Origin of the sequence: Lysinibacillus sp. FSL M8-0216, assembly GCF_038595555.1 — a bacterium.
GTDB lineage: Bacteria > Bacillota > Bacilli > Bacillales_A > Planococcaceae > Lysinibacillus > Lysinibacillus fusiformis.
Window position 1 is genome coordinate 1,902,438 of the sequence record NZ_CP152007.1, and the last position, 25,755, is coordinate 1,928,192.

The 25,755-nt window shown below is 39.0% G+C and carries 26 protein-coding genes; 21 read left to right on the forward strand and 5 right to left on the reverse strand.

Features of this window, described 5'->3' with window-relative positions:
• The first annotated feature begins 35 nt into the window (after positions 1-35).
• A complete protein-coding gene (locus tag MKX57_RS08975; RefSeq protein WP_115648613.1) occupies positions 36-1,517 on the forward strand; it encodes a multicopper oxidase domain-containing protein in 1,482 nt (493 codons plus the stop codon).
• A 52-nt stretch (positions 1,518-1,569) separates the two neighbouring features.
• Here the strand turns inward: MKX57_RS08975 and nhaC are convergent, their stop codons facing one another.
• Entirely contained in the window at positions 1,570-2,952 is a 1,383-nt protein-coding gene (nhaC, locus tag MKX57_RS08980) for a Na+/H+ antiporter NhaC (RefSeq protein ID WP_008175805.1), read from the reverse strand.
• 544 nt (positions 2,953-3,496) lie between these two features.
• Here nhaC and MKX57_RS08985 point away from each other — a divergent pair.
• The 7 genes from MKX57_RS08985 (at position 3,497) to MKX57_RS09015 (ending at position 10,151) form a co-directional block, all read left to right on the forward strand.
• Positions 3,497-4,117, forward strand: a complete 621-nt coding sequence (locus MKX57_RS08985) for a DUF47 family protein (protein ID WP_008175806.1) — start codon at positions 3,497-3,499, stop codon at positions 4,115-4,117.
• Between the two features lie 15 nt (positions 4,118-4,132).
• Entirely contained in the window at positions 4,133-5,149 is a 1,017-nt protein-coding gene (locus MKX57_RS08990; protein WP_008175807.1) for an inorganic phosphate transporter, read from the forward strand.
• A 271-nt stretch (positions 5,150-5,420) separates the two neighbouring features.
• Positions 5,421-6,119, forward strand: coding sequence for a response regulator transcription factor (locus tag MKX57_RS08995; RefSeq protein WP_043990012.1), 699 nt, complete (start codon positions 5,421-5,423; stop codon positions 6,117-6,119).
• Complete coding sequence (locus MKX57_RS09000; protein ID WP_090003145.1) at positions 6,116-7,567, forward strand: HAMP domain-containing sensor histidine kinase; 1,452 nt, start codon at positions 6,116-6,118, stop codon at positions 7,565-7,567. The genes MKX57_RS08995 and MKX57_RS09000 overlap by 4 nt, the downstream gene beginning before the upstream one ends.
• Entirely contained in the window at positions 7,564-8,634 is a 1,071-nt protein-coding gene (locus MKX57_RS09005; protein ID WP_239354482.1) for a hypothetical protein, read from the forward strand. Before MKX57_RS09000 ends, MKX57_RS09005 begins: the two co-directional genes overlap by 4 nt.
• A 9-nt stretch (positions 8,635-8,643) precedes the next feature.
• Positions 8,644-8,865 carry a hypothetical protein gene (locus MKX57_RS09010; RefSeq protein WP_043990014.1) on the forward strand — a complete coding sequence of 74 codons (222 nt, stop codon included), beginning with the start codon at positions 8,644-8,646 and terminating at the stop codon, positions 8,863-8,865.
• A 386-nt stretch (positions 8,866-9,251) separates the two neighbouring features.
• The gene (locus MKX57_RS09015; RefSeq protein ID WP_342550919.1) at positions 9,252-10,151 is read left to right on the forward strand and encodes a chromosome condensation regulator; all 900 of its coding nucleotides are present in this window, start codon (positions 9,252-9,254) and stop codon (positions 10,149-10,151) included.
• Between the two features lie 56 nt (positions 10,152-10,207).
• Here the strand turns inward: MKX57_RS09015 and MKX57_RS09020 are convergent, their stop codons facing one another.
• Positions 10,208-10,561, reverse strand: coding sequence for a DUF4260 domain-containing protein (locus MKX57_RS09020; RefSeq protein ID WP_008175814.1), 354 nt, complete (start codon positions 10,559-10,561; stop codon positions 10,208-10,210).
• Entirely contained in the window at positions 10,548-10,988 is a 441-nt protein-coding gene (locus MKX57_RS09025) for a MerR family transcriptional regulator (protein WP_043990015.1), read from the reverse strand. Before MKX57_RS09025 ends, MKX57_RS09020 begins: the two co-directional genes overlap by 14 nt.
• Before the next feature lie 114 nt (positions 10,989-11,102).
• Between MKX57_RS09025 and MKX57_RS09030 the strand changes: the two genes are divergently transcribed.
• The 3 genes from MKX57_RS09030 to MKX57_RS09040 all read left to right on the forward strand — a co-directional run bounded on the left by MKX57_RS09030 (position 11,103) and on the right by MKX57_RS09040 (position 14,474).
• The gene (locus MKX57_RS09030; protein ID WP_089984866.1) at positions 11,103-11,609 is read left to right on the forward strand and encodes a sigma-70 family RNA polymerase sigma factor; all 507 of its coding nucleotides are present in this window, start codon (positions 11,103-11,105) and stop codon (positions 11,607-11,609) included.
• Positions 11,602-12,792 (forward strand): hypothetical protein, encoded by a 1,191-nt coding sequence (locus tag MKX57_RS09035; protein ID WP_239354483.1) that lies wholly within the window; start codon positions 11,602-11,604, stop codon positions 12,790-12,792. Before MKX57_RS09030 ends, MKX57_RS09035 begins: the two co-directional genes overlap by 8 nt.
• A gap of 233 nt (positions 12,793-13,025) precedes the next feature.
• Positions 13,026-14,474, forward strand: coding sequence for a GGDEF domain-containing protein (locus MKX57_RS09040; protein ID WP_342550920.1), 1,449 nt, complete (start codon positions 13,026-13,028; stop codon positions 14,472-14,474).
• 47 nt (positions 14,475-14,521) lie between these two features.
• On the opposite strand, the gene MKX57_RS09045 is transcribed toward MKX57_RS09040, so the two are convergent.
• Complete coding sequence (locus MKX57_RS09045; protein ID WP_089984862.1) at positions 14,522-15,076, reverse strand: GNAT family N-acetyltransferase; 555 nt, start codon at positions 15,074-15,076, stop codon at positions 14,522-14,524.
• 166 nt (positions 15,077-15,242) lie between these two features.
• Between MKX57_RS09045 and MKX57_RS09050 the strand changes: the two genes are divergently transcribed.
• The 9 genes from MKX57_RS09050 to MKX57_RS09090 all read left to right on the forward strand — a co-directional run bounded on the left by MKX57_RS09050 (position 15,243) and on the right by MKX57_RS09090 (position 23,480).
• The gene (locus tag MKX57_RS09050) at positions 15,243-15,713 is read left to right on the forward strand and encodes a DUF2975 domain-containing protein (protein WP_008175822.1); all 471 of its coding nucleotides are present in this window, start codon (positions 15,243-15,245) and stop codon (positions 15,711-15,713) included.
• A gap of 10 nt (positions 15,714-15,723) precedes the next feature.
• On the forward strand, positions 15,724-15,936 hold the full coding sequence (locus tag MKX57_RS09055; RefSeq protein WP_008175824.1) for a helix-turn-helix transcriptional regulator: 213 nt from the start codon (positions 15,724-15,726) through the stop codon (positions 15,934-15,936).
• Between the two features lie 201 nt (positions 15,937-16,137).
• A complete protein-coding gene (locus MKX57_RS09060; RefSeq protein WP_008175826.1) occupies positions 16,138-16,785 on the forward strand; it encodes a TetR/AcrR family transcriptional regulator in 648 nt (215 codons plus the stop codon).
• 38 nt (positions 16,786-16,823) lie between these two features.
• Positions 16,824-19,142, forward strand: a complete 2,319-nt coding sequence (locus tag MKX57_RS09065) for an FtsX-like permease family protein (protein WP_342532620.1) — start codon at positions 16,824-16,826, stop codon at positions 19,140-19,142.
• 3 nt (positions 19,143-19,145) lie between these two features.
• Positions 19,146-19,904, forward strand: a complete 759-nt coding sequence (locus MKX57_RS09070; RefSeq protein ID WP_089984858.1) for an ABC transporter ATP-binding protein — start codon at positions 19,146-19,148, stop codon at positions 19,902-19,904.
• A gap of 124 nt (positions 19,905-20,028) precedes the next feature.
• Positions 20,029-20,547: a sigma-70 family RNA polymerase sigma factor gene (locus MKX57_RS09075; protein WP_043990017.1), complete on the forward strand. Its 519-nt coding sequence runs from the start codon at positions 20,029-20,031 to the stop codon at positions 20,545-20,547.
• Positions 20,534-21,196, forward strand: a complete 663-nt coding sequence (locus MKX57_RS09080) for a TIGR04104 family putative zinc finger protein (protein WP_008175832.1) — start codon at positions 20,534-20,536, stop codon at positions 21,194-21,196. Before MKX57_RS09075 ends, MKX57_RS09080 begins: the two co-directional genes overlap by 14 nt.
• Positions 21,197-21,344: 148 nt before the next feature.
• Complete coding sequence (locus MKX57_RS09085) at positions 21,345-21,896, forward strand: biotin transporter BioY (RefSeq protein ID WP_008175833.1); 552 nt, start codon at positions 21,345-21,347, stop codon at positions 21,894-21,896.
• A gap of 18 nt (positions 21,897-21,914) precedes the next feature.
• Positions 21,915-23,480, forward strand: a complete 1,566-nt coding sequence (locus tag MKX57_RS09090) for an amidohydrolase (protein ID WP_089984856.1) — start codon at positions 21,915-21,917, stop codon at positions 23,478-23,480.
• Between the two features lie 27 nt (positions 23,481-23,507).
• On the opposite strand, the gene MKX57_RS09095 is transcribed toward MKX57_RS09090, so the two are convergent.
• On the reverse strand, positions 23,508-23,717 hold the full coding sequence (locus MKX57_RS09095; protein ID WP_089984854.1) for a hypothetical protein: 210 nt from the start codon (positions 23,715-23,717) through the stop codon (positions 23,508-23,510).
• 221 nt (positions 23,718-23,938) lie between these two features.
• Between MKX57_RS09095 and MKX57_RS09100 the strand changes: the two genes are divergently transcribed.
• Entirely contained in the window at positions 23,939-25,711 is a 1,773-nt protein-coding gene (locus MKX57_RS09100) for a glycerophosphodiester phosphodiesterase (RefSeq protein ID WP_008175836.1), read from the forward strand.
• Positions 25,712-25,755 lie beyond the last annotated feature (44 nt).

Consider the following 25,755-nt stretch of genomic DNA (forward strand, 5'->3'; position numbering starts at 1 on the left):
ACAGTACTTTTGTCGTAACAAAAGGAGGAAAATAGATGAAATCTAAAATGCGGTTTTCATTACTGACAGTATTGATTGTACTTATAGGCGGGTGTAGTGCTAGTAAAACAGAAGACCATGTTTCGACTAAATCAATGAACAACGCTCATGAAGGAATGGATATGACAAATGGTCATATGAGTCATACAAATCCTTTACAGCTTGCTCCCTCTACAGGAGAAAATGAGCTGGCTATACCTCCATTACTAGAACCAGATGGAAAAAATCCAGCTCACTATTCAATTGTGGCACAAGAAGGGACAACAGAGTTTTATCAAGGTGTCCAAACAGAGACCTATGGCTATAATGGTTCCTTTTTAGGGCCAGTGATTCGAATCCAATCGGGACAAACTGTACAATTTACAACTACGAATGAAATGAGTAAAGAGACAACATTCCATTGGCATGGTTTAGAAATACCGGGTGAGGGGGATGGTGGCCCACATGAACAAATAGAGCCTGGTCAATCGAAGAAGCTAACTTTTCCTATCCGCCAGCAAGCAGCTACTTTGTGGTTTCACCCTCATCCAGAAGGACAAACGGCTGAGCAGGTATATAAAGGACTAGCTGGGCTCATTTATGTGGAGGATGAAAATTCACAGCGTTTAGGATTACCTCAACAATATGGCGTAAATGATATTCCGTTAATTTTTCAGGACCGCCAATTTGATGATCAACAACAATTAAATTATCAACAGTTCAAAAATAATGATGGGACAATTGGTGATACATTGCTTATTAATGGTACACTCAATCCGAAGCTCCATGTACGCCGAGAGCCTGTTCGCCTTCGATTGGTGAACGGCTCCAATGCCCGGAATTTCACCTTTATGCTAAGTACGAATGAGGAATTTCAACAAATCGCCACAGATGGAGGATTTCTAAATAGCCCTGTTCCACTAAATAAACTGACCTTAACACCAGGTGAACGTGCTGAAATTATCATCGATTTTTCCAAGCTAAGTACTTCCATTGATTTATCATTGATAAATGAAGAAGGTGTAGTCCTGTTACCGTTTACGATCACAAATGAACGCACTACTCCACAGAAGATGCAGGATGTATTTAATCAATTCTCTACAACTAGTGAAGAACAACAATTACCTGTATCTAAACGTTTAGAGCTATTTGGTATGGGGACGATGGTAACGATTAATGGCAAGCAATTTGATCGTACTAGAATTGATTTTGTACAACAACAGGGAGTGACAGAAATTTGGGAAATTTACAATAAACCCGATATGATGGGCGGCATGACTCATCCGTTTCATTTACACGGTACGCAATTTAAAATTGTATCCATTAATGGTCAGGCGCCACCGCTTAATGAACAGGGCTGGAAAGATACGGTGTCCATTGAACCAGATGAAACAGTTAAATTGGCAGTGAAGTTTCTAGATAAGGGTATCTATATGTTCCATTGTCATTTACTAGAGCATGAAGATAATGGCATGATGGGACAAGTGAAGGTAGAATAGAAACTTTTTGAAACATAGAAAAGGTAGCTGATCAACAATCAGCTACCTTTTATTATTGCTCAAGCTTAGTTAATGTTTTGCCGCTCCAACCAAAAAGTACAGTTAGAATTGGCCCAAGTAAACAGAAGAAGGTGAATGGTAGGTAATCCAGTGTGGAAATTCCAAGGACACTTGTGATGAAAATACCACAAACACTCCAAGGTACAAGTGGATTGACAACCGTTCCAGCATCCTCCATGACACGAGATAAGTTTTTAGGTGCTAGCCCAACCTTCGCAAATTGAGCTTTAAATGCTTCACCTGTTAACAGGATAGATAAATACTGCTCACCGATTAATGTATTAACTCCAATGCCGGTAAGAGCGGCGCCTGTAATAACGGAACCAGCACTTTTAAATAAGCTTTCAACCTTAGCTAAAATACTTTGTATAATACCAAGTGTGAACAAAAGACCACCCATTGTTAAGGCCAGTAAGACAAGAGCAATTGTAGCTAGCATACTATTCATGCCCCCGCGTGTCAGTAAGGCATCTACTTCCTTATTACCAGAGTGAGAGACATAGCCATCAAATAAAACTTTGAAGACGTCTGAAGCTGGTAGGGGATCTAGTGTATAAGATAGACCTACACCGAGAATAGAAACAACGGCTAATGTAATAACGGCAGGAGCTTTATAAAAAGTCATCATAACGAGGACGACAATTGGTAATAATGTATACCAATGAATAAGTCCTGTAGTTAATAATCCTTCTTTAAATTGCTCCACCGTGTCAAAAGATGTTGCTTCGCCTGTTGGCGATAAAATAGCGTATAGTACGAATGAGATCAGGAAAGCAGGGATTGTTGTCCAGCCCATATTTTTAATATGTTCAAATAAATCTACACCGACTGTTCCTGAGGCAAGATTGGTTGTATCGGATAATGGTGACATTTTATCACCAAAAAAAGCACCAGAAACAATTGCACCAGCTGTTATGGTTAATGAAATGTCCATGGCACCTGCGATACCCATAAATGCCACACCGACAGTTGCTACTGTTGTTAACGAACTACCAACAGAAATACCAACGATGCTACAAATTAAAAAAACAATGGCAAAGAAAAAGTTTGGTGAAACAGTTAAAAAACCATAATAGATGAGCGTAGGGATTGTTCCACCCATAATCCAGCTCGAAATTAAAATACCAATAAAGAAAAAGATGAAAACAGCGCCCAATCCAGCACTAGCACCCGCAATCATTCCACCCTCTAAATCGCGAAAGGGGACTTTTTTTAGTAATCCATAGGCTAGTAAAAAAGAAATAACTAAAAAAATCGGAATATGGGGTGTTGCTTTTAAATACCCAATACTAAAAGACATTGTGGCAATAATTAAAAGTATAACGAAGCTTGCCTCCATAAATCGAGGGTTGCTTTTAGCTTCTATTCGAAACATATGAAACCTCCTAATAAATACTTCTTCGCTTCAATGCGGTGAAGCCCAAAAGTATTATAGCACGCTAATATTTTTTGTCAATTGACAGAAAATTGCAGAATTCCTTCAAGTCAATGCTCTTAGGTTGGTGTCCTTACTTTTATGTATAAGCAGGAACAAGGACGAGCATAACAAATAGGAAAGGTGACATGTTTCGACATCTATAGGTAAAAAATAGCAGAGGATATACTTATTTCGAATGTAAATAACGTTTACAATTCCTTAACATTTCATGTGGTAAATAAATAGGGAGAAAAAAGATTATTTCAAGTATTTTTATAAAAATAACAGAAAAAACGGTCATATTTAAAGAAAAAATAGTGATTTTTATTATTTGATTTCCAACGTTTTCAACTTGGAAACCAGCCTAAAAATAAATGTGGCAAATTTTATATTACAGTTTTGTAAAATCAACATAGAAGTGTTTAAAATTTTGTAGAATTGTGTAAATGTTTTGTTATGATGATTCAGAAATTGATAATTTTTATTTTACAGGAGGAACAAGATGTTCAACTCAAACAAGCAAGATCCATTTTTTCAGTCATTATTAAAAATCGCTAAAAATGTGAATGAGGGAATTTATTATGCTCATAATGCCCATATTCAAGATATAGATGCGTTAAAAGAAATTGCCGATACAATGAAAGATTATGAAACAAGCGGTGATAAATTAATTCATGAGCTTATCGTAATGCTTAATAAATCATTTATGACACCAATCGAGCGAGAAGATATTTTAGCTTTAGCCAATAAATTAGACGATGTAATTGATGGAATGGAAGGCTGTATTGCCCACTTCAATATGTACAATTTAACAGAAGTAACGGAGCCAATGCGTCAATTCCTAACATATATTGCGAAGAGCACTGATGAGATGGTACAAGCCATGGAGCTATTAAATAATAAAAAGCTTGTAGAGATGCGTAAACATGCGATTCAAATTAAAGATAATGAACGTGAATGTGATGAAATCTTCCGTTCCTCTATGAAACAGTTATTTATTCAAGAAAAAGATCCAATGCGCCTCATTGTTTTCAAGGATATTTATGAGCAATTCGAGGATATTGCTGATAGCTGCCAAACAGTGGCAAACACAATTGAAACAATAATTATGCGTAACGCATAAGATGGAGTGTAACAAATGGATACAATCTTACTAATTACCATATTAGTCGTTATATTCGCATTAGTGTTCGACTTTATAAACGGCTTCCATGATACAGCGAACGCTATTGCAACGTCTGTATCAACCCGTGCATTAAAACCACGTACAGCGGTTTACATGGCTGCGGTTATGAACTTCGTCGGAGCTATTACATTTGTTGGGGTAGCCAAAGCTTTAACAAAAGATATTGTGGACCCGTTTACCTTAAATGCCTATGATGGCGATATCACAGGTTCTGTTGTTATATTAGCAGCTCTATTATCTGCCATTACATGGAATTTACTTACGTGGTATTTTGGAATTCCATCAAGTTCTTCCCATACATTAATTGGGTCTGTAGCAGGTGCCGCGATTGCAGCAGCTGGATTCAGTATTCTAAACTATGCTGGATTTATAAAAATCTTACAAGCACTGATTTTCTCACCTCTACTAGCGTTCGCCGCTGGTTTCCTAATGATGACCATATTAAAGGTCATCTTTAAAGATATGAATTTATACCGTACAAATAAAGGCTTCCGTACCATGCAAATCGGAACAGCGGCCTTACAATCATTTACACACGGAACGAACGATGCCCAAAAAGCGATGGGTATTATCACACTCGCTTTAATCGCAGGTGGATTACACACAGGCGACGATATTCCTTTCTGGGTACGTTTTGCAGCAGCAACAGCAATGGGTCTAGGTACCTCTGTAGGTGGTTATAAAATCATCAAAACAGTGGGTGGCAAAATCATGAAAATTCGCCCAGTGAATGGAGTTGCAGCTGACTTAGCTTCGGCTTCTATCATCTTTGGCGCGACATTAATTCACTTACCAGTATCCACAACACATGTTATTTCTTCTTCTATCATGGGTGTAGGAACAGCACACCGTGTCAAAGGCGTTAAATGGGGAATGGCCCGTAAAATCGTCACAACATGGGTCATCACTATGCCAATCTCAGCAGTAATGGCAGCATTAATTTACTATTTTTTAAGTTTATTTTTCTAGTTCAATCCGAAGAATGCACAATCACTGTGCATTCTTTTTTTGTTTGGGATGAAGTGGGGCGGAGTGACGGATAGAACGAGCAAAGAGACGGATAGCGAGGGCAAAGAGACGGATAGCGCGGCCAAAGTAACGGATAATTCCTCAGAGAAGAAATGGAAAACCCCAATCATTTGTGCAAAATGGGGATTCGTTCTATGTTAAATATAAAGAAAGTGTAAAGTTCGGAGAAAATCGTTTTTTCCGTAGTAAGGTTAGTGCAGGAGGAGAATGGATGAAGGTCAAGTTATTACTGATTGAGGATGATGCAGCTATTGGTCGCATTGTCAAAGATACAATGGAGCAAGAGGGCTATCTTGTAACATGGGCCACTACGGGTCTTGAAGGGCTGGCAGATTTTCAGGAGCAACCATTTGATTTAGTGTTGGTGGATTGGATGCTACCAGAAATGGATGGTCTCACGGTTTGTCAAAATATACGTTGGGAAAGCGATGTCCCCATCCTTATGATGAGTGCTCGTAAGGAAGAAGCGGATAAGGTGGAGGGCTTACAAGGAGCGGATGATTATATCGCAAAACCGTTTAGTTTAGAGGAATTAAAGGCTCGTGTGGCATCGCATCTTAGACGCTGGAGACGCTATAACAAGCAAGAAGAAGTAGAAGAGCAAACTGCCTATGCAAATGGATTAATCATTGATTGGCAACGAGAAATAGTGAGCATTAACCAGCAAGAAATAGCATTAACTCAAAAGGAATTTGCTCTTGTCAAGCTACTCGCAAAAAATCCGAGCCAAACCTTTACGAAGAAGGAACTGTATCAGTATATTTGGCAGCAAGCAACTTTAGAGGACACTCATACTGTCACAGTACATATAAAGGCACTAAGAGAGAAGCTTAATGATTCGGTGAGACATCCATATTTTATTCAAACTGTGTGGGGCAGGGGTTATCGTTTTATTGGTGAACCGTTATGAAAATTAAATCTTGGTTACTTATCACTTTTTTTATTGTCATGGTGTTGCCTATATCTGGTGCTTATAGTCTATATGTGTGGATAAATGCTTATTATCAAGATAAAAATGTTGCGGAATACTTTGACAAGTGGACAGAGCTAAATCAGGTAAAAGCGATCGTTGACAATCCAGCACTATATCAAAAAAATGCAAATTTAGAAGAGATAGAAGAGCTGACCAATGGGCAATTGGCGATTACACTTTACACCAAGTCAGGTTTTGTCTTATATTCCTCAAACCCTTTACAATCAGGCTATGTATGGAAAGAGCGTATATTTAAAGGTTTATATGATTTACAACAATCATACAACGCCTTTACCTACAAGGAGCCAGTATATCACAATGGGGACTTGTTGGGCATCTATGAAATTCAATTAATAAGAACTGATTGGGTAAAAGGTGTAGAGAAGCGTTCATGGCTTGTCATTATAGGCTCTATCTTGCTATTTTTAGTGATTTATATAGGGGTCATTTTGTTGCTTAATCGGAAACTTAATCGACCATTACGAGAACTGATGCATCAAATGCGAAATTTTGCCAAAGGTGAGCATATAGAATCCAATTTAAGTACAAGAAAAGATGAGATTGGTTCACTCGCCCAAACATTTGTGGCGATGCAACATGAAATTGAAAATACCCGGGTTTCCTTAAAAGTAGAACAACAGCAAAAAGAGATGATGATTGCAAGTATCTCCCACGATTTAAAAACGCCTCTTACCGCTATTCAAGCCTATGCGGAATCCTTACTAAACAATGACTTATCACAACAGCAGCAAGAAGAATATCAGCAGGTCATCATCACGAAGGCCGATCGAATGAAGCATATGCTAGAAGATTTATTGATGTTTACATTACTCCAATCAACGAGCTATGAATTAGAGCTGGTAGACGTTGATGGGGAAGAGTTTTTTGAGATGGCTTTGTCGGACTATGAACCGTTATGTGAGGAACAAGGTTTTACATTAGATGTATTCTGTGATGTAGATGGGCTGTATGCTGTGCATCCTAAACAATTTCAGCGTGTGATTGATAACTTATTGAGCAATGCATGGCGCTATGGTGAGATCGGCACATCTATTGGTTTAGCGGCGGTTAAAGCTGGAAGTTTTCCGGAATGGGGGTTTGATTTCCTGAAGCCAGCCCTAACGAAGCAAGAGGGTATGTATATGATCGTGCAAAATAGCGGGCAGGGCTTGCCACAAAAGGACATTGTAAAGTTATTCGAGCCCATGTATCAAGCGGATCATGCAAGATCAAAGGCTGGAGAACGGGGCACGGGACTTGGCTTAAATATTACGAAACAAATTATTGAAAAACATGGTGGTACAGTAGAGCTGCTTTCTAGTGAGAATATTGGAACAGCTGTTGTCTGCTGGCTCCCACCTAATAAAGGAGTAGACGAACTATGAGTTGGAAAAATTCATGCCGAGCAGCAGGCTTAATCGCTGTCATGACATTTAGTTTAGTAGGCTGTAATACCGAGGCATCGTATTCACCCCAGGAAATTATTGAGCAGACGCTCCAAGAATCGAAGCAACCGCTTACCTACTATGGCGAATATACGTTAGATATGGGAGAGCTAGGTGGCAAAGCTCAGGTAAAAGAATGGGTCAAGGATAAGTATAGACGTATAGAAATGAAAGGTGACAATGATGAACATGTCATCACGGTCAAAACTGACTCTGAGCTGATAAGCTATGATGTCACGGAAAATACAGCTTTTAAAATGGCGTATCCACAAGGCGAACTTGACGGGCTACGATCGCCTAGGGAAGAGGTACAGCTTGTTTTTAATTTGGTGAAAGATACTCATGAGATTAAGATAGCAGGCGAAGAGAAGGTCGCTGGGAGAGACACATATAAAATTGTCGCAAAAACTAAAAAAACCGAATCACTATTTGGGGATATAGAAGCATGGATTGACAAAAAAACATGGCTGATGTTAAAAATGAAGTCAGATAATGCAGGTAATCAAATAATCACTGAATACTCAAAAATAATTGTTGATGAAAAAATAGATGATCAACAATTTATACTTGATCTACCAGAGGATGTAACGATCCAAGAAATTAGCGGTGAAGATACTTCAGAATTAATTTCATTGGACGAAGCAAAGCAACAACTAGAAAAGTTTTTAATGGTTATGCAAGAAAATGGCCTTTCTATAGATAAAATTTCAATGGTTAAAGGATTAGAGGATCGACCAGAATATTCCTTTGACTTTGGATTAGATGGGCAGCCAGCTTTTTTCATCACTATTTTTAAAGCGGATGAGAGTATGAGTGAAATTGGTCCCATCTTAAATGAAAAAGAGATGGATATTCGAGGACAAAAAGGAACGGTTATGGATGATAAAAATTTCCGCTCGATTGCTTGGCAAGAAAACGGCTACCAGTATAGTATCGTTGGCGAAAATCCAGAGTTAACGATTGAGGATCTTGTAAGCTATGCACAACAAATGGAATTTGTTCAATGAGGTGATGCTATGAAAAGGGCACAGGGGTTGAAGAGTCTTGCATTGTTTTTATTTACTACTATTTTTTTATACGGGGTAGGCGATACCTATCAAGTTTCTTGGCTACAATTTCATTTTACGGGCCGATATGATGAAGTCGGTTTTTATTTCAGCTTTACTTCACTTATTCCGATATTGATTGGATTATTGATGGTAGGGCTTTATGAATCACTTTTAAAACGATTAATATAAAAAGTTTAGAAGCAGGATCTCGGTTGAGGATCCTGCTTTTTATAGTACGATTACGTTATCTATTACAATATTTAAGTAAAAAGGTTTTTAAAAGGAAGTTTTATCGTAGATTACATTTATTCATGGTCATGCTCAAGTGATTGCCCTTTTTTATGGTTCTTTACTTCTATTTTATGTTAACGTTTTTATCTAAAAAAGGAAAATGAGGAAAACTAAATGGGCTGCAGTGATAAGTTTAGCACTCGCATGGATTGTTCCAGCTCTTTATAATGTGATTATGTTTTGTGATAAGTGATAATAGAAATATACGCGTACAAATGATGGGTCAATGATTATTCATTTTACATAATAAACAATCGAATTACATATACACTTGGAGGTGAAATATGGATTTTATGGCATCGAACGAAGCAGTGCTAAAGGTGAAAAGGTGGCCGAAAGATACGATTACGGCGGGGTGCCGCCATTCGGTTGGGCTTAGAGAGGATGGGACTGTGGTGGCTACAGGTGATAATCGATATGGTCAATGTCAGGTAAGCGGCTGGCGGGATATTGTAGCGGTTAGGGCTGGTAATGTTCATATGGCGAGGAACACGGGGAACACGCATACAATTGGTCTTCGCGTGAATGGAACGGTGGTAGCGGTCGGCTGGAATAAGCATGATCAGTGTAATGTCAGTGACTGGCGCAATATTGTGGCAGTGGCTGCGGGTTGGTGCCATACCATTGGGCTTACAGCAGATGGGACTGTGGTGGCAGTGGGGAAAAATAAGGAGGGGGAATGCAATATAAGTGGTTGGAGGGATATGGTAGCGGTCGCGGCAGGTGACTGGCATACAATCGGTCTTCGTGCTAATGGAACGGTAGTGGCAGTGGGGAATAATCGATATCGTCAATGCGATGTCAACGACTGGAGTCATATTGTGGAGGTCTCTGCAGGCTATCTACATACAATTGGTCTACAGCGGGATGGCAGGGTGATAGCTGTAGGCTCGAATAAACATGAACAATGTGAAGTTATGGACTGGCAAGGTATTGTGGCAATTGCAGCGGGTAGTTATCATACCATTGGGCTTAAGGCTGACGGGACGGTGATGGCTGCAGGCTCGAATAAGCATGGCCAATGTCAAGTGAGTGGCTGGCGAGATATTGTGGCGATTGCGGCGGGATGCGCTCATACACTTGGCCTTCAATCTGACGGTACTGTGGTTGTAGTCGGTGAAAATGAGTATGGCCAATGTGATGTAAACGGTTGGCAGGACATTCAAGTAAATGAACATGTATAGATCCCTTAAGGAGCGTGGATACCCAAGCTCCTATTTTTAATACTTCATTTTGTTCATTATGCTATCTGCTGTAAATGTGTTTTCGTAAAGGCTTCATCATATTTTAAGCCATAACCGAGTGCTCGATCTAAGAAAATATGTGCCAGCCAAATCAAGGCAACCATCAGTAGTGTTGGGATGGAGAGCGTATAGCCAATTACGAGAAGGATAGCGGGTATGAAGAAGCTATGCCCCGTATTATAGCAAAGGGCACCCATTTTTGAATTGATTATATAACCGGCCATCGTTATATCAGGCAGCAATAAAAATAAAATAAATGATAGCCATGAAAAATCTAAGTGCGCATAGAAAAAGACCGTCAAGATAAAGGCGATGACATATTCTAGAGAGATAATTTTACGTAGTTTCATTGTAACCACGACCTTCCTGTAAATTTTGGTACATATCTTCAATAAGTGAATTAATTTTTTCTTGATTGTTTTTAAATTGTCCATCAGCCATTAATATTTTAGTTAGCTGTAGCGATTGTCGTGCATGCTGATAAAAGTGCATGAGCTGTTCAATATGGGCAATCTTTGCAGAAAATAGTTGTACCGTTTCTTCATTACACTCTGTGGATATAGGTTTTTTTTCGAGTGTCAGTAAATAGTTGATTTCTTGTAAGGTAAAGCCGAGCTGGCGTAGGACGAGAATAAATTTCATGGTCTGTTCACATGTGCCATCATACACACGGTAACCATTGTTTAATTTCTGTGGATGTAAGAGTCCTTCTTTTTCGTAATAACGGACTGTATCGGTGGATAATTGAAACTTCTCGGCAAATTGTTTAATTTTCATATGAGCACCTCCTACAATCATCCTAACATTGGAGTATGCTCCAAGGTCAATACACTTTTAGAAAAAATTTGAAACGGAGATTCATTGGGAATCGTTTATTGTGTAAGAGGGTAGGTGGGTGGCATACTTGAACAAATCATTGATGAACATGGAGAGCATTTATTGCGTCTCGCTTATTTTTACGTAAAGAACCGGCAAACGGCGGAGGATATTGTACAGGAGGTTTTTATTAAATTCTCTCAGTGTAATTATGAGGAACGTGGGCAGCTACGCGCTTTCTTATCCACTTTAACGATTAATCAAAGCAAGGATTATTTAAAAAGCTGGCATTATAAAAAACTACTTGTACAAGAAAAAGTATTTCCTATGAAGTGGAATAAACAGCGTGATGAGCTAGTCGTGGCGGAGGAGCGATCCTCTGTGGGAGCGGCAATATTAAAGCTATCACTTCTGTATCGAGAGCCGATTGTTCTTTATTATTTTGAAGAAATGAAAATACATGACATTGCCCGATTATTAGGGGTTTCAGATAATACGGTGAAAACAAGGCTGAGACGGGCAAGAGAGGCATTAAGGTCCTATCTAAAACAGGACGAATGGGAGGTGCTAAAGGATGAATAAAGTACACAAAGAATTGGTGAAAGTAACGGGGGATATGACGAGTAGCAAAGAACGTGTTAAACAACATGTGCTACATTCTAAGAATTCCAACAAGAAGCCTTATCGATTCACACTTTTATCGGTCGTGCTCACCCTATGTGTGGCAGGTTTTATATTGGTACAGCTGTTAGGGAAGGAAACGACCCAGACGACTATATGGTTTCATGAAACACAGCTAGATCATTTTGAGCGTATAACACAAATGATGTGGCCCAATCAAAACAAGGAATATTATAAAGAAGAGGCTTATCGTTCGTATGAGAAGCTTGTTGCCGCATATTTTTTTGCAGAGTCATTAGGAATTACCTATACGAAGGATGAACTTGAGACGGAGAGGAAAAACTTCGTTGAGCAAATGGAAATGCTACAGCAATCACCTAAAAATAAAGCCTTTTTTCGAGGTGTAGAACCGAGTAAATATGTGGATGTTTATATGGAACCTCTCCTGCCAATGTATACAGCTAGAACGAAGCTCTACGCGATGTATAAGGAAAAATATCCAACTTTTTATGCCTATAAAGGCGTAGCAGATATTGAGGCTATTCGGTATTTCCAAATGAATTTTGCTGAACAGGCGACGGCCTTTCAAAAGGAAAATAACATCGTGAACCCTTCTAGTACATCTGGCACCTCTTTAGTGGGAACCGTTGCAAAGGTTGAGTCAAATGCCTTTTTATTTATCGAGGGTATTATTCCAAAAGATTTCGATCATATGACAGAAGAACAGCTGGAGGAAAAGTATGAGCAAGCTGACTGGTACCCTGTATTAGCCGATTTTCCTGTAGAACAAGGGGACTATATTACCCTTCATTCGACTGAAACGGGTAGCATAGAGGAAAATGGGGTTGTCAGGAAATATGGCTTATTAAACGATGTGGAGGTATTAGAGCCTGATGTCACTGTAGAGCTAAATCTGCAAAATGAACAAGAAGTAGCTGAATTCTTGCAGGATATGCCCTGGCAGATGGCTGACTATATGCGAAGGCCCCCTGATTACTCCCTTCAGGTGGAAGGGGTGCGTATTGAAATATGGAAAGGCTATGGAGGTTCACTTTACCTCCAAAAGATAGGGAGTGGAGAAATCAAATTAAGCTCCGAAAAGGCCAAGAAATTAAAAGAATTATTAGGTATAGAAGAATCTTAACAAGTCTCTGTGAAAGAGGCTTGTTTTTTGTTAGCGAGAAAATTATAGTGAAAGTACTATGTTAAATTTACCATTAAAATATAAAATTAGAAACATAGGATAATATACACAATAATTTGTTTGTCTAGTATTAATTGCTTAATTTTGTAAAAATAAATGAGTCCAAAGAATTGTAATATTTTATTCATGCAGGTAGTATTAAAGAAGTAAGGTTGAAGATAAGGGGGAGCGGTATGAACGTACAAGAATTTGAAGAATTATGGATTACGCTCAATGAATTATATAACGCGGATCGTTTTTTAGAATATATAGAAATAAGTAGTGCCGCAATCGAAAGTGCCATTAAGCTTGGAATGTATGATAAGGCAATCCTTTTATTACGCTATAGCTGTGCCAGTTATTTTCAAACAGGTGATTTACAGCTATCGATTAGTGTACTTGAACAATATCGTGAGCTAACTTTTCAACATGGCAATGATATTGACCTCATTCAGTATTATAATATAGCCGCGATTTATTGGGGGACATTTGGTCACTTAAAGAAATCTGAAGAGCTGATGCTAAAGGGCTTAAAAATTGCTGAATCTATTCAACATGTGGAGAGCTTGGGGAAAATTTATAATAATCTAAGCGATTTGGAAATATCGATGGGCAATTATCGTACAGCCAAGGAATTCGCCTTAAAAAGTCTTTATTACTCGAATGCGTTTGAAGTGCAGCATAAAGAGCCTTATACAGGAATTATGTATCCAAAAACAAACCTAGCCGTATCACATATATGGCTGGATGAGTTTGATGAGGCCAATGTACTATTACAAGAACTACTAGCCACGATTCATAACCCGCCCTATTCAAAAGTACAATTAGAGGTTTTCAATGCCTATGCCATTCTCTGTGAACGACAGGGACGTGTAAGTGAAGCTATTGATTTATATCAAAAGACTAAACATTATGCTTTGCAAAACAATGATCTGTCTTTGCTTCAAATTATCTATAATTCATTAGTGAAGCTTATAGAGGATCAGGGCAATAAAATTGTTTTATGTGCTGTTCAGAAAGAATATATTAATATTTTGTTAGAAATTCAACGTGAAAATTACTCTCATGTATTATTTGAAATGGAGTATAACGATCATAAGAAGCAATTTGAAAAAAATGCTTATTTCGATCCGCTGACGAATATTTACAATCGACGCTATTTTGATGAAAATGCAAAGAGGATGCTCGAAAAAGCAGCTGAAGGTAATCAGCAATTAGCGTTAATGATGGTGGATTTAGACCATTTTAAAGAAATTAATGATATGAATGGTCATCTATTTGGAGACGATGCATTAACGAATACCGCCAAAACATTGCAAGATTATTTTCAACCCTTTGAATCGATTGTCGCACGTTTTGGTGGAGATGAGTTTATAATCCTCAGTCAAGTAAAAGAGGGAGAAACGGTGCAAACATTGGCCGACAATCTTTATCAAACCTTAACGGCTTTGTCACTTACGGTGAATGGTGAAACAGTTCAATTGGAATTTAGTATTGGTGTTAGTACTAATGATTTTGGCAAGATAAAGATAGTGGAAGAGCTTATCCAACATGCGGATGAAGCGCTTTACAAGTCCAAGCGTAATGGACGCAACCAAATTACACACTATAACCATTATTGTGATGTGGGAAATGGTATTTAAAGAGTAAGAGGCATAACTTTATAAGTAGGTGCCTCTTTCATGTACGTTTACAAGCTATGGTAAGGATTAATAATGCCGTAAAATATGATATCCTCAAAAGTACCGTTTTTAAAAACATGATCCTTTAACGTTCCCTCATACTGCATGCCACACTTCTCCATGATTTTGCCAGAGGCAGGATTGGAAAGAAAATACTGCGCATAAACACGATGATACTGTTTTTCCTTACAAGCAAATTCAATGATGGCACAGGCAGCTTCTGTTCCATAGCCATTTCCCCAATACGGCTCACCAATCCAATAAGCCATTTCTCCATTTTGGTGTTGCTGACGATTCGACAGTCCAATGGCCCCATATAATTGCCCACTTTGTTTGTCCGTTATGGCAAATTCATAGAGCTGCTCTTGCTCAAAATTTTGTTGATGATTGGAAATCCATGACAATGCACAGTCTAAGGTATAGGGATAAGGTAAATTTAACGTGCTTTTATATAGAGCAAAATTATTACACAATGCACTTACTTCAGGTGCATCCGCTTCTGTGAATAGTCGGAGCATAAGACGCTCTGTTTCTATTGTTTTTTTTGCAGCTTGGTAATTCATTGAAATACCCCCTTCAACAATGATAAAAACGATTATAGCACAATAAAAAGAAAAATAAACCAAATAATGGATATTATTAATACCATGAAATTAGATAAAAATTTATTGAAAAACGATAAATTATATGGTAAATTGAACAGGATATTAAATAAAAGAGGTGCGTAATATGAAACGGGAAACACTCTTTTTAAAGATTGCTGTTTTTCTAATGGGGTTGCCGGTTTTTGCCTTATGTATATGGGTGGTGCCACGTGTTGCTTTAGATACAGCTCAGCATTCACCGGTCTTAACAATTACTGCATTACTTGGCGTCTATGCAACGGCAATTGCTTATTTTGTTGCTCTATATACGACGATCAAGCTGCTAAGCTATATTGATCAAAACATTGCATTTTCAGAGTTATCAGTGAAAGCTTTAATTAAAATTAAATATTGTGCAATTGTCATTAGTAGTGTTTACGTGGTTGGCATGCCACTGATATACTATGCTGCGGAAGTAGACGATGCCCCAGGTCTTATACTTATTGGAATGGTCATTATTGGTGCTTCTTTTGTAGTTGCAGTTTTTGCTGCTGTTCTTCAAAAGCTTCTAAAAAATGCCATCGATATCAAATCAGAAAATGATTTAACGGTTTGAGGTGAATACTATGGCGATGATTATCAATATTGATGTCATGTTGGCAAAACGGAAAATGAGTGTAACAGAACTTTCAGAGAAGGTTGGCATAACGATGGCGAATCTTTCTATATTGAAAAATGGTAAGGCGAAAGCGATTCGCTTTTCAACGTTAGAGGCGATTTGTGAGGCGTTAGAATGTCAGCCAGGGGATATTTTAGAATATAAAAGGAACGAAGAATAAAGACTGTAGGTAAAAGCCGTCGAGCACGCTCGATGGCTTTTGTCGTTTTTTCTTGGCGGGTCATCCGTATTTAATTGGAACGAGGTAGCTTTTTTTATTGAAAAAAGACTGTAGAAAATATTGCCATATGGAATATAGTTGTGCTACGATAAAGCTAAGATAATTCGACAGTCAGTCGGTCGATTATAAGGGGTTGTTAAGATGAGGGAAATGAAAAAGGCAGAAGAACGCAGAAATGAAATTTTAGATGCAGCAGATGAACTGTTTACGCAGAAGGGATTTGATGGCACTAGCACAAATAATATTCTTGAAAAAGTAGGAATTGCACGCGGTACTCTTTATTATCATTTTAAATCCAAGGAAGATATTATGGATGCCCTCATCGAACGTTATACGGAAACGATGTTAACGAGGGCAAGGGCAGTGGCACGGGATAGTAGCATTGCGGTGAATGAGCGCATATTGAGGGCTGTGATGGCATTAAATATGCAGAATGAAAATGGTCAGGAAATTATGGACCATATTCATAAGCCGCAAAATGCATTAATGCATCGAAAAATACAGCAGGTGGTCATGAATCATGTACCGCCATTATTGACGAGTATCATCCGTGAGGGTATTGAACAAGGGATTTATCATACACCCTACCCATACGAATGCATGGAGATGATTGTCGCATATACAAATACCGTTTTTGATGATGATTTGGTGTTGTTGTCAGATGAAGAGCGGGCTGCTCGTGTCCCAGCATTTATCTTCAATGTGGAGCGAATGCTTGGCGTGGAAAGCGGTAGTTTGTTGTACATGATGAAAATGTTTGGTCATGAAGGGGAAGACGGGACGAAATAATTGTACTTAGGGTCTTAAAACTGACAAAGGGGTGACCTATGTATTTCAAAATTGTACGGAATGATATAGCGAATAGTAAGCTGATTACATGTTTGACAACACTGTTTGTAGCAGGTGCGGCTATGCTTGTTACGCTTTCGGCCGTTCTTATTGTTCATTTATCAACTTCTATTGATACATTATTAAAGCAAGCGGAAACACCACATTTTCTACAGATGCATTCGGGTACTATCGATCAAGCGCATCTCATTGACTTTGCCGAGCGAAATGAGCTGGTGGATGAATTTCAGATCAACGAATTTCTCAATGTAGATGGTACCAAGATCAACATTGCAGGCAACACACTTGCACAAAATGTTCAGGACAATGGGCTGACTACGCAAAGTGAGAAGTTTGATTTTTTACTAGACCTTGATGGCCATGTAATTGAAGCGGATAACGGAGACATTTATGTACCTGTAGGCTATATGAAGGACGGCACAGCCAAGCTAGGTGATACAGTGATGGTCCATAATAAGCCATTTACGGTTGCAGGTTTTTTACGGGATTCGCAAATGAATTCCATGTTAGCATCATCCAAGCGATTCCTCGTGAGTGAAGAGGATTATGCAGCGATTCAGGCAGCCGGCACTATTGAATATTTAATAGAGTTTCGTTTGAAAGATTTGGCTGATTTAAGAAGCTTTGAAGAGGACTATCATCGTGCACATTTAGAAGCGAACGGACCAACGATTACATGGCCGCTCTTCAAAATGCTAAATGCCATATCGGATGGTTTGATGATCGCTGTTATTTTATTAATCAGCGTACTCGTGGTGGTCATTGCATTTATGTGTATCCGTTTTACATTGCTAACTAAAATGGAAGAGGATTATCGTGAAATCGGTGTAATGAAGGCCATTGGTATACGTGTTTCAGATATTCAGAAAATGTATTTTGCAAAATATGGTGTAATAGCGGCAATTGGCTGTGTGCTTGGCTTTATACTTTCCTTTATGGTGAGGGATATTCTTTTAGCCAATATCCGCCTATATATGGGGGATACAGCCAATACATCATTGGTCTGGCTATTCACCATTATCGGTCTGGTGCTAGTATTTGCTTCTATCCTAATTTATGTACAATTAATGTTGAAACAGTTTCGCAAGCTTTCGGCTGTTCAGGCTATCCGATTTGGCGTGATACAAAGTAAAGCAAAACATGGGAAGTGGCTAAATATTAGCTCCAATAAAAGCCTTCCAATCAATCTCTTTTTAGGCGTGAAGGATGTGCTTTCCCGTAAAGGTTTATATGCCACAATGCTCACTGTCTTCATAGTAGCAACTTTTATTATCATTGTGCCTCAAAATTTATACCATACCATTTCCTCCAAAAATTTTATTACGTATATGGGGATTGGCAATAGCGACATCCGCATCGATATTTCACAAGGCAGTCAACATGTTCAGGATGTAACAACTGTGGTCAAAACGCTAGAGCGTGATCAAGATATTACAGATTATACGGTTTTGACGACGAAAAAGTTTACAACCATTACAAATAATGGGGTGGAAGAAAGTCTAAAAATTGAGTTGGGCGACCATACCGTTTTCCCAGTAGAATATGCGCAAGGGAGTGCGCCGAGAGCTCAGGATGAAATAGCACTTTCTGTTCTTAATGCGGAGGAGCTTCAAAAAAAAGTGGGCGATACCATTTTACTTATCATCCAAGGTGAAACGAAAACCCTAACCGTAAGTGGCATCTATTCGGATATTACAAATGGTGGAAAAACAGCGAAGGCAGCATTCTCTGATGATTCCACAGAAAGTATGTGGAATGTCTTCTATGGTTCGCTATCGAAACAATCGGAAGTCGAAAAAAAGGTTGCAGAGTATACAGATAGCTTCCATTTTGCCAAGGTTTCAGGCATTGATGAATATATTTATCAAACATTTGGAACGACCATCAGCTCTATGAAGCAAGTATCGAGTGCGGCACTTATAGTAGCTCTCTTTATGTGTGTGCTGGTGACACTGTTGTTTATGAAAATGCTGATCGCAAAGGATCGATCTCCCATCGCTATCTTGAAATCGATTGGCTTTACAAACGTCGATATTTCCATACAATATGCGGCACGATCAGTTGTTGTCTTAATACTGGCTATTTTTGTGGGGACATTGCTCGCCAACACATTAGGGGAAATTCTGACGACCACGGTCATTGCATCCTTTGGTGCAGCTTCATTTAATTTTATAATTAATCCACTAGCTGCCTATGTTTTTTGCCCATTAGCCCTCCTATGCGTCGTACTTCTAGCAACGCTTATTGGGACTGTTAAGGCGGGACAATTAAAAATAATGGATTATATAAAGGAGTAGAACATGAAAAAACTTGTGACTGGTGAACAAATAGTCAAGTCATTTCAGGTCGGAACAGAACGACATGAGGTTTTAAAGGCTGTATCCATCGATTTATATGAAGGCGAGTTCGTTTCTATTATGGGTCCCTCAGGTTGCGGCAAATCAACCTTACTGTATGCTCTTAGTGGTATGGATAGCATTGATCATGGTCGGGTTTCTTTTGATGGAGTTGATGTAGCAACACTCCATGACAAGGAGCTAGCCGAGCTCCGCCGAACGCGAATGGGCTTTGTGTTTCAACAGCCAACCTTTCTTAAAAGCTTAAATATCCTTGATAATATAGTATTACCCGCAGTACGTGATCAGCGAAAAAATGTGGATGCATTAACGGAAAAAGCACAAAGCATCATGAAAAAAGTAGGGATTGCAGACTTAGCAAAGCGTGATATTACGCAGGTTTCAGGTGGCCAGCTTCAGCGGGCAGGCATTTGCCGTGCTTTAATTAGTAGTCCATCGATGATTTTTGGTGATGAACCAACAGGCGCATTGAATTCAACGTCTGCTCAGGAAATTATGGATATTCTAGCCTCTATCAATCAAGAAGGTACAACGGTTATGCTTGTGACACATGATCCGAAAATAGCTGCACGAACGGAGCGTATTCTCTTTATGAGTGATGGTTCTATCATCAGTGAATTGCGTTTACCACCATTCATCGGTAAAGATTTGAATGATCGAATGGCAAAAGTTGCAACGACGATGCGAGAAATTGGTATTTAATAGATGAATTCAAAAAATCCGCAACGACTTGGCAGTAGCCGTTGCGGATTTTTTATTTTTTTTAGAAAAAATGAATCGCTTTTGCAATAGCGTCCGTCAGTAGTATAGAAAGTAGGTGAGAGCAATGATGGATATTGAACAAGTGATCGAGGAGCATGGGGATTACTTACTAAAGGTCGCCTATTTATATGTGAAGAATAAAGCGACAGCGGAAGATATTGTGCAGGATGTGTTCATCGCTTTTTATCAAAAGCAGGAGCAGTTTCGCCGGCAAGCATCATTGCGTACATATTTAGTAAAAATGACAGTCAATCGGAGCCATGATTATTTACGGAGCTGGAAAAGTAAACGCCTGACATTATTTGAAAAGATTACGGGCCGCACAACGGCGATTACACCAGAGAAGGAAGTGCTCGAGAAGTCGGTCAAACAAGAGCTGACAGAGGCGTTATTTACGTTATCGGTCGCTTATCGTGAGGTTCTAATTTTGTATTATTTTGAGGAGATGACAACTGTAGAGATTGCACAGCTTGTCCGATGCCCAGAAGCGACAATTCGTACAAGGCTACAACGAGCGCGTAAACAGCTGGCAACAGCAATCGGTGACTTTGATTGGGAGGTGCTACGTCATGAATCAATTTAAAGAAGAGCTATTAAAGGAACTACAAGATATAAAATTCTCTGAGAAGCGTAAACAATTAATCGCAGAAAAGGCTAGACGGAAAGGAAAGCATAAAGTAGGTAATCAATGGACGTACCGCGTCGTACTAGCAACCTTTACTGTATTGGTCATTAGTTTTAGTTATCTTTTGTCAGAGCAGAAGGAACAGCGCTCCACAGGTCACCAAGCAGCAACTATACAGTCCGATGCCTGGAGCTGGTGGACAATATTCAATTCTGATTATGTTCGAGGAATTTTGTTGTTGGGCTTTTTTATCGGTGCTGCTTATATTGTCAAGCGTGTATTACTAAAAAAAGGATATGGACTTCCTATTTGTATAGAATGCGGGGAGAGCTGGTCTGAAAAGGAGGCACGCAAATTGTATCGCAAAAATGGAGAAATTGTGTGCCCTCATTGTGGACAAAAACAGTATCGTACGAAAAAATCCATGCAATTAGGGGGCATGCTTTCAATGCCGATACCACTATTCATTATGTTGCAACATGTGTTCCACAACTACTTCATCGGTTTTATTTTCTTTCTAGTAGGGGTGCTGATTTTTCTTTATCAAGTCGTGCCATATGTCTTTAAGCTACAAGACAAGGATTCTATGAATGAACCTTTATGGTAATAATAATAGCGAAGAGAAATTGCGATAGTTATCTAGCAATTTCTTTTTTTTACACCAAAATACATTGACAAGCGTTTTCATTTGCTTTATCTTTGTGTTAACTTATTTTTATTATTAGTTAACGTATAGCAAAGGGAGGCTTTTTACATTGAAAAAAGGAAGTACATATCAATATGTGTTAGCGGCATTTGGAGCAGCGATTATTGCTGTTTTGGCACAGGTGACCATTCCACTACCTCTAATTCCAATTACAGGACAAACTTTAGCAGTCGGCATTGTCGTGACTATTTTAGGGACAAGATTAGGAACATTATCTGTTCTATTATATATTTTACTAGGAGCAGCTGGTTTACCAGTGTTTAGTGGAATGTCTGGAGGTCTAGGGATTTTAGTTGGTCCGACAGGGGGATATATTGTAGGATTCCTTGCCACAGCGATTATTATGGGCTTATACTTAGATAAATTTGGTATTACATTTACCCAAGCGATTATTGCAAATATCATCGGCATGATTATTACGTTATCATTTGGTACGGTATGGTTAAAAATCGTAGCAGATTATACATGGACAGCAGCCTTCTTGGGTGGTACTGCACCATTTATAGTAGTAGGGATTGTCAAAGCGGTAATGGCGGCATGGATTGGTGTGATTGTCCGTCGCCGCTTAGAAAGAGCACATTTAATTGAAGCAATAGCATAGGACATAGGGGGAATTGTTTTGGCAACATTATGGACAGGTGGAAAGATTTACACGATGGCTCAGGTTGGTGAAACAGTAGAAGCAGTCCTTGAAGAAGATGGGAAAATTGTGGCGACAGGCTCAGTGGAGAGCTTGTCGCCATTAGCTACTTCTACTCGACATTTACAAGGCAATGTCATGTATCCAGGTTTTGTAGATAGTCATTTACATATTATTGGCTACGGGGAAAAATTAAAGCATATTGATGTATCGGCTATTACGAGTAAAGAGGCGTTACTTGAAAAGCTTCAAGAGCGTATGTCCAAGGCATCCCCCAAAGAATGGGTCATAGCGATTGGATTAAATGAAAACCAATTTGAAGAGCCCATTTTCCCAACTTTAGCAGAGCTGGATGCGCTTGGTGAAGCCTATTTAATCATCAAGCGTAGCTGTCATCATTTAATTTTAGCTAATTCTAAGGCACTTGCTTTTGCAGGGATTACCAATGCTACACCTTCACCAGAGGGGGGGATCGTTGAAAAAATAGATGGTCAGCTCACGGGCGTATTAAAGGATGCGGCTTTATATTTAGTGGTCAATCAGATGCCCCATATTACACCTGCATATATAGAGGATGCTTTAGTGAAAGCGGTGGCCTCATTACAAGCATATGGTTTAGTGGGAGGTCATTCGGAAGATTTAAGCTATTACGGACCGCCAAGCCAACCCATTCAAGCCTACCGTAAAATAGTGGAATCTCAGCAATCTTTCAAAGTTCATTTATTGCAGCATCATACCGTATTTAAGGAGGTAGAAAAGTTGGATACTACTTCCTCGCCTTTCTTGGAGTTCGGTGCCATGAAAATCTTTATTGATGGTGCCTTTGGCGGAAGAACGGCAGCACTACGTCAACCATACAATGATGATCCAGACAATACAGGAATGCTTATTCATACGACAGAGCAATTAACGAAGTATGTGCAGCTAGCTCGTCAATATGGACAAACTGTCGCCGTCCATGCAATCGGAGATTTAGCCATCGAACTGATTTTAGATGTTTTTACGGCATATCCACCACAGGCTGGTCAGCTTGATCGGGTAATCCATTGTAGCTTGGTCGATGAGGGCATATTAACTAAACTAGCTGAATTGCCTGTTGCTATCGATATGCAGCCGCAATTTGTACAGGGGGAGTATGACGCCGAGCTATTAAAGCTTGGAGAGGAGCGCGCTCAAGGCTTACATCCTTTAAAGTCACTTCTTGACCGTGGACTTGTGGTGGCTGGTGGTAGTGACGCGCCGATTGAAGTACCGAATCCATTAATCGGAATCTATGCTGCTGTCACAAGATGTAATGTGGGAGAAAAACATGATGGCTATAATCCTAAGGAGAAAATTTCTCGTTTCGAAGCGGTCCATTTGTATACAGGGGGAGCGGCTGAAATCATTGGACAGCAGCACAGTCGTGGTAAAATTGCAGAAGGCTATACAGCCGATTTTACGATTTTAAAAGAGGATATTTTCACTGTGGCTATAGAGCAACTACCTCACATTGAAGTATTTTGTACTGTGGTAGATGGTAAGATTGTATATGAAAATCGCTGAAGGGTAACCTTGCAGCGATTTTTTTAGTTATTTCCTATTTGTAAAATTATTTACTTGGTGTTCTAAGCTTGTCACTCGTTTTGTTAAGTCCTCTACTTGCTGTTGCATGGTTGGTGGAGGAGGCACAGGTATTGTTGCTTTCATTTTTTTGATCATACGAATCATGCCGAAAAAGATAGCTAAAAACAGGCATAGAAGAACCGTTGTACTAATCATATCGCCAATGTCGAATTTCATGTTTGCGCTCCTTTCGCTACGGGGTATCTAGTTATATACAGGATAGCTTCGAGAAAAGTTTCAAGAAAATGGAGAACGTCACGATAAATACACAAATCTTTTCTCTCCAAGCTGCATAGGATACTTGAACATATTGCTATTTTATTGCTTTGAGTACTGTGCCGTGGCGGTCAAAACATACGTTAGAAGAGAGCGATTTTAACTGTAACAGGGGTGATTATGTGCACAAGGCAGGACAAGTAATGCGACAGGCTGTTTATAATATTTATATATATCGATTTGACTATGTACAGGTTTTCGCATTAATTAGAATCTTTCAGTTTTTATTAATGATCCCTGTAAGCTCTACGATGTTAAAGCTCATGCTCAGAGTAACAGGATATACACATATTACCGAGCAAAATTGGCAAAGCTTTGTGGCCCATCCCTTTGTCATTATGATGATTTGTCTATTAATCTTGTTGTTCTTATTATTTGTTTATTATGAAATGGGCTTTTTATTTTTAATGGCCTTTCATCAACAAAGAGGAATGCGCTATCGATTTTTTTCTATATGGCAGCAACTGAATCGTAAGGTTGTTTATTTTTTTAGTGTCCAAGTACTATTTTTAATCGTCTATCTTGCTCTATTAATGCCACTCGCTTCTTTCATGCTACCACTCACCTTAACCCAATCCATCTCACTTCCACATTTTTTAACAGAAGAAATCATGAGTAGTCGAACAGGTAGGTTAGCATATACCGCAGTGGCAAGTATTTTAGTAATGATCGGCATTCGGAGTATTTTAACGTTACCTATTTTTACGATCCAGCCAAACATTTCTATTTTACGTTCATTCAAGCAAAGCTGGCGATTTTCCAAAAGAGGTTTATTGGAGCTTTTAGCCTTATTGGTCATGCTTTTAACAGGGCATCTATTCGTCATGCTCAGTATAACGGTAATTAGCACGGTTCCACTTTATTTAATGGAACGCTTGCTACCAAATGCCGCATTGGTGACAGCGGGGTTAACGCTCGCCTTTTTAGAAATGGTCTTTGTGGTGCTCTTTAGTTTATTACAGGCTATGTTTTCACAAGTCATGGTTGCCATTACTTACAATACACCGGTTATAGGGAAAATCAACAAATCGGGTAAGCATAGGAAACGACGTTATAAACCTTTACTGCTCATTAGCTTTGTTGTGTTTGTAGTATTAAGTATGATCAATATCAATTCTTTAGAGAAAAGTGTCTATGCACCCGATACAAAAATTATTGCCCATCGAGGCTATGTGGCTGGCAATGTTGAAAATACGATTAGCGGGCTAGTGAGCGCGGCTAATGCCGGTGCAGACCTCATTGAAATTGATATTCAGCAAACAGTGGATGGTGAATTTGTCGTATTCCATGACCGTACATTGCGGCGATTGGCAGGTAAAAACGGGGTCATTGCTAATATGACCTTAAGTGAATTAAAAACGTTAACGATTCATCAAAATGGCTATAGTGATAAAATTGCCTCTTTAGAGGATTGTATCGAAATTGCTAAAGCTTTAGATGTTGCGTTACTCATTGAGTTAAAGGTACATGGCAAGGAAACGGAAGATGTGTTACCCAAATTAGTGGAAAAGCTACGAAAATACAAGGTCCTGGATTCGTATTATGTGCAATCTACAGATGGACAGAAAATGACCCAATTAAAAAAATTAGTACCGAATCTAAGAGTGGGTATTGTCTACGCGCTTAATATCGGTCCAATGGAAGAAGGTGTGGATTTCATTGCCTTAGAGGAGTCATGGGTAACAGAGCAGCTTATTGAGGAGCTGAAGCAGAACCCGATGGATTTATTCGTGTGGACGCTGAATGATGACCGTTCGTTACAAACCTTTATCGAGAAAAATGTGAGCGGCGTCATTACCGATCATCCTGATGTTGCCCACGATTTAAGGACAAAACAAAGCGAACATCAATACTTCTTGCAACGCATCCTAAACCGATTGAAATTTATATTTTAATAAGGAATGTGATACCTGTATAATGACTGCTTTCAAAAAAATTT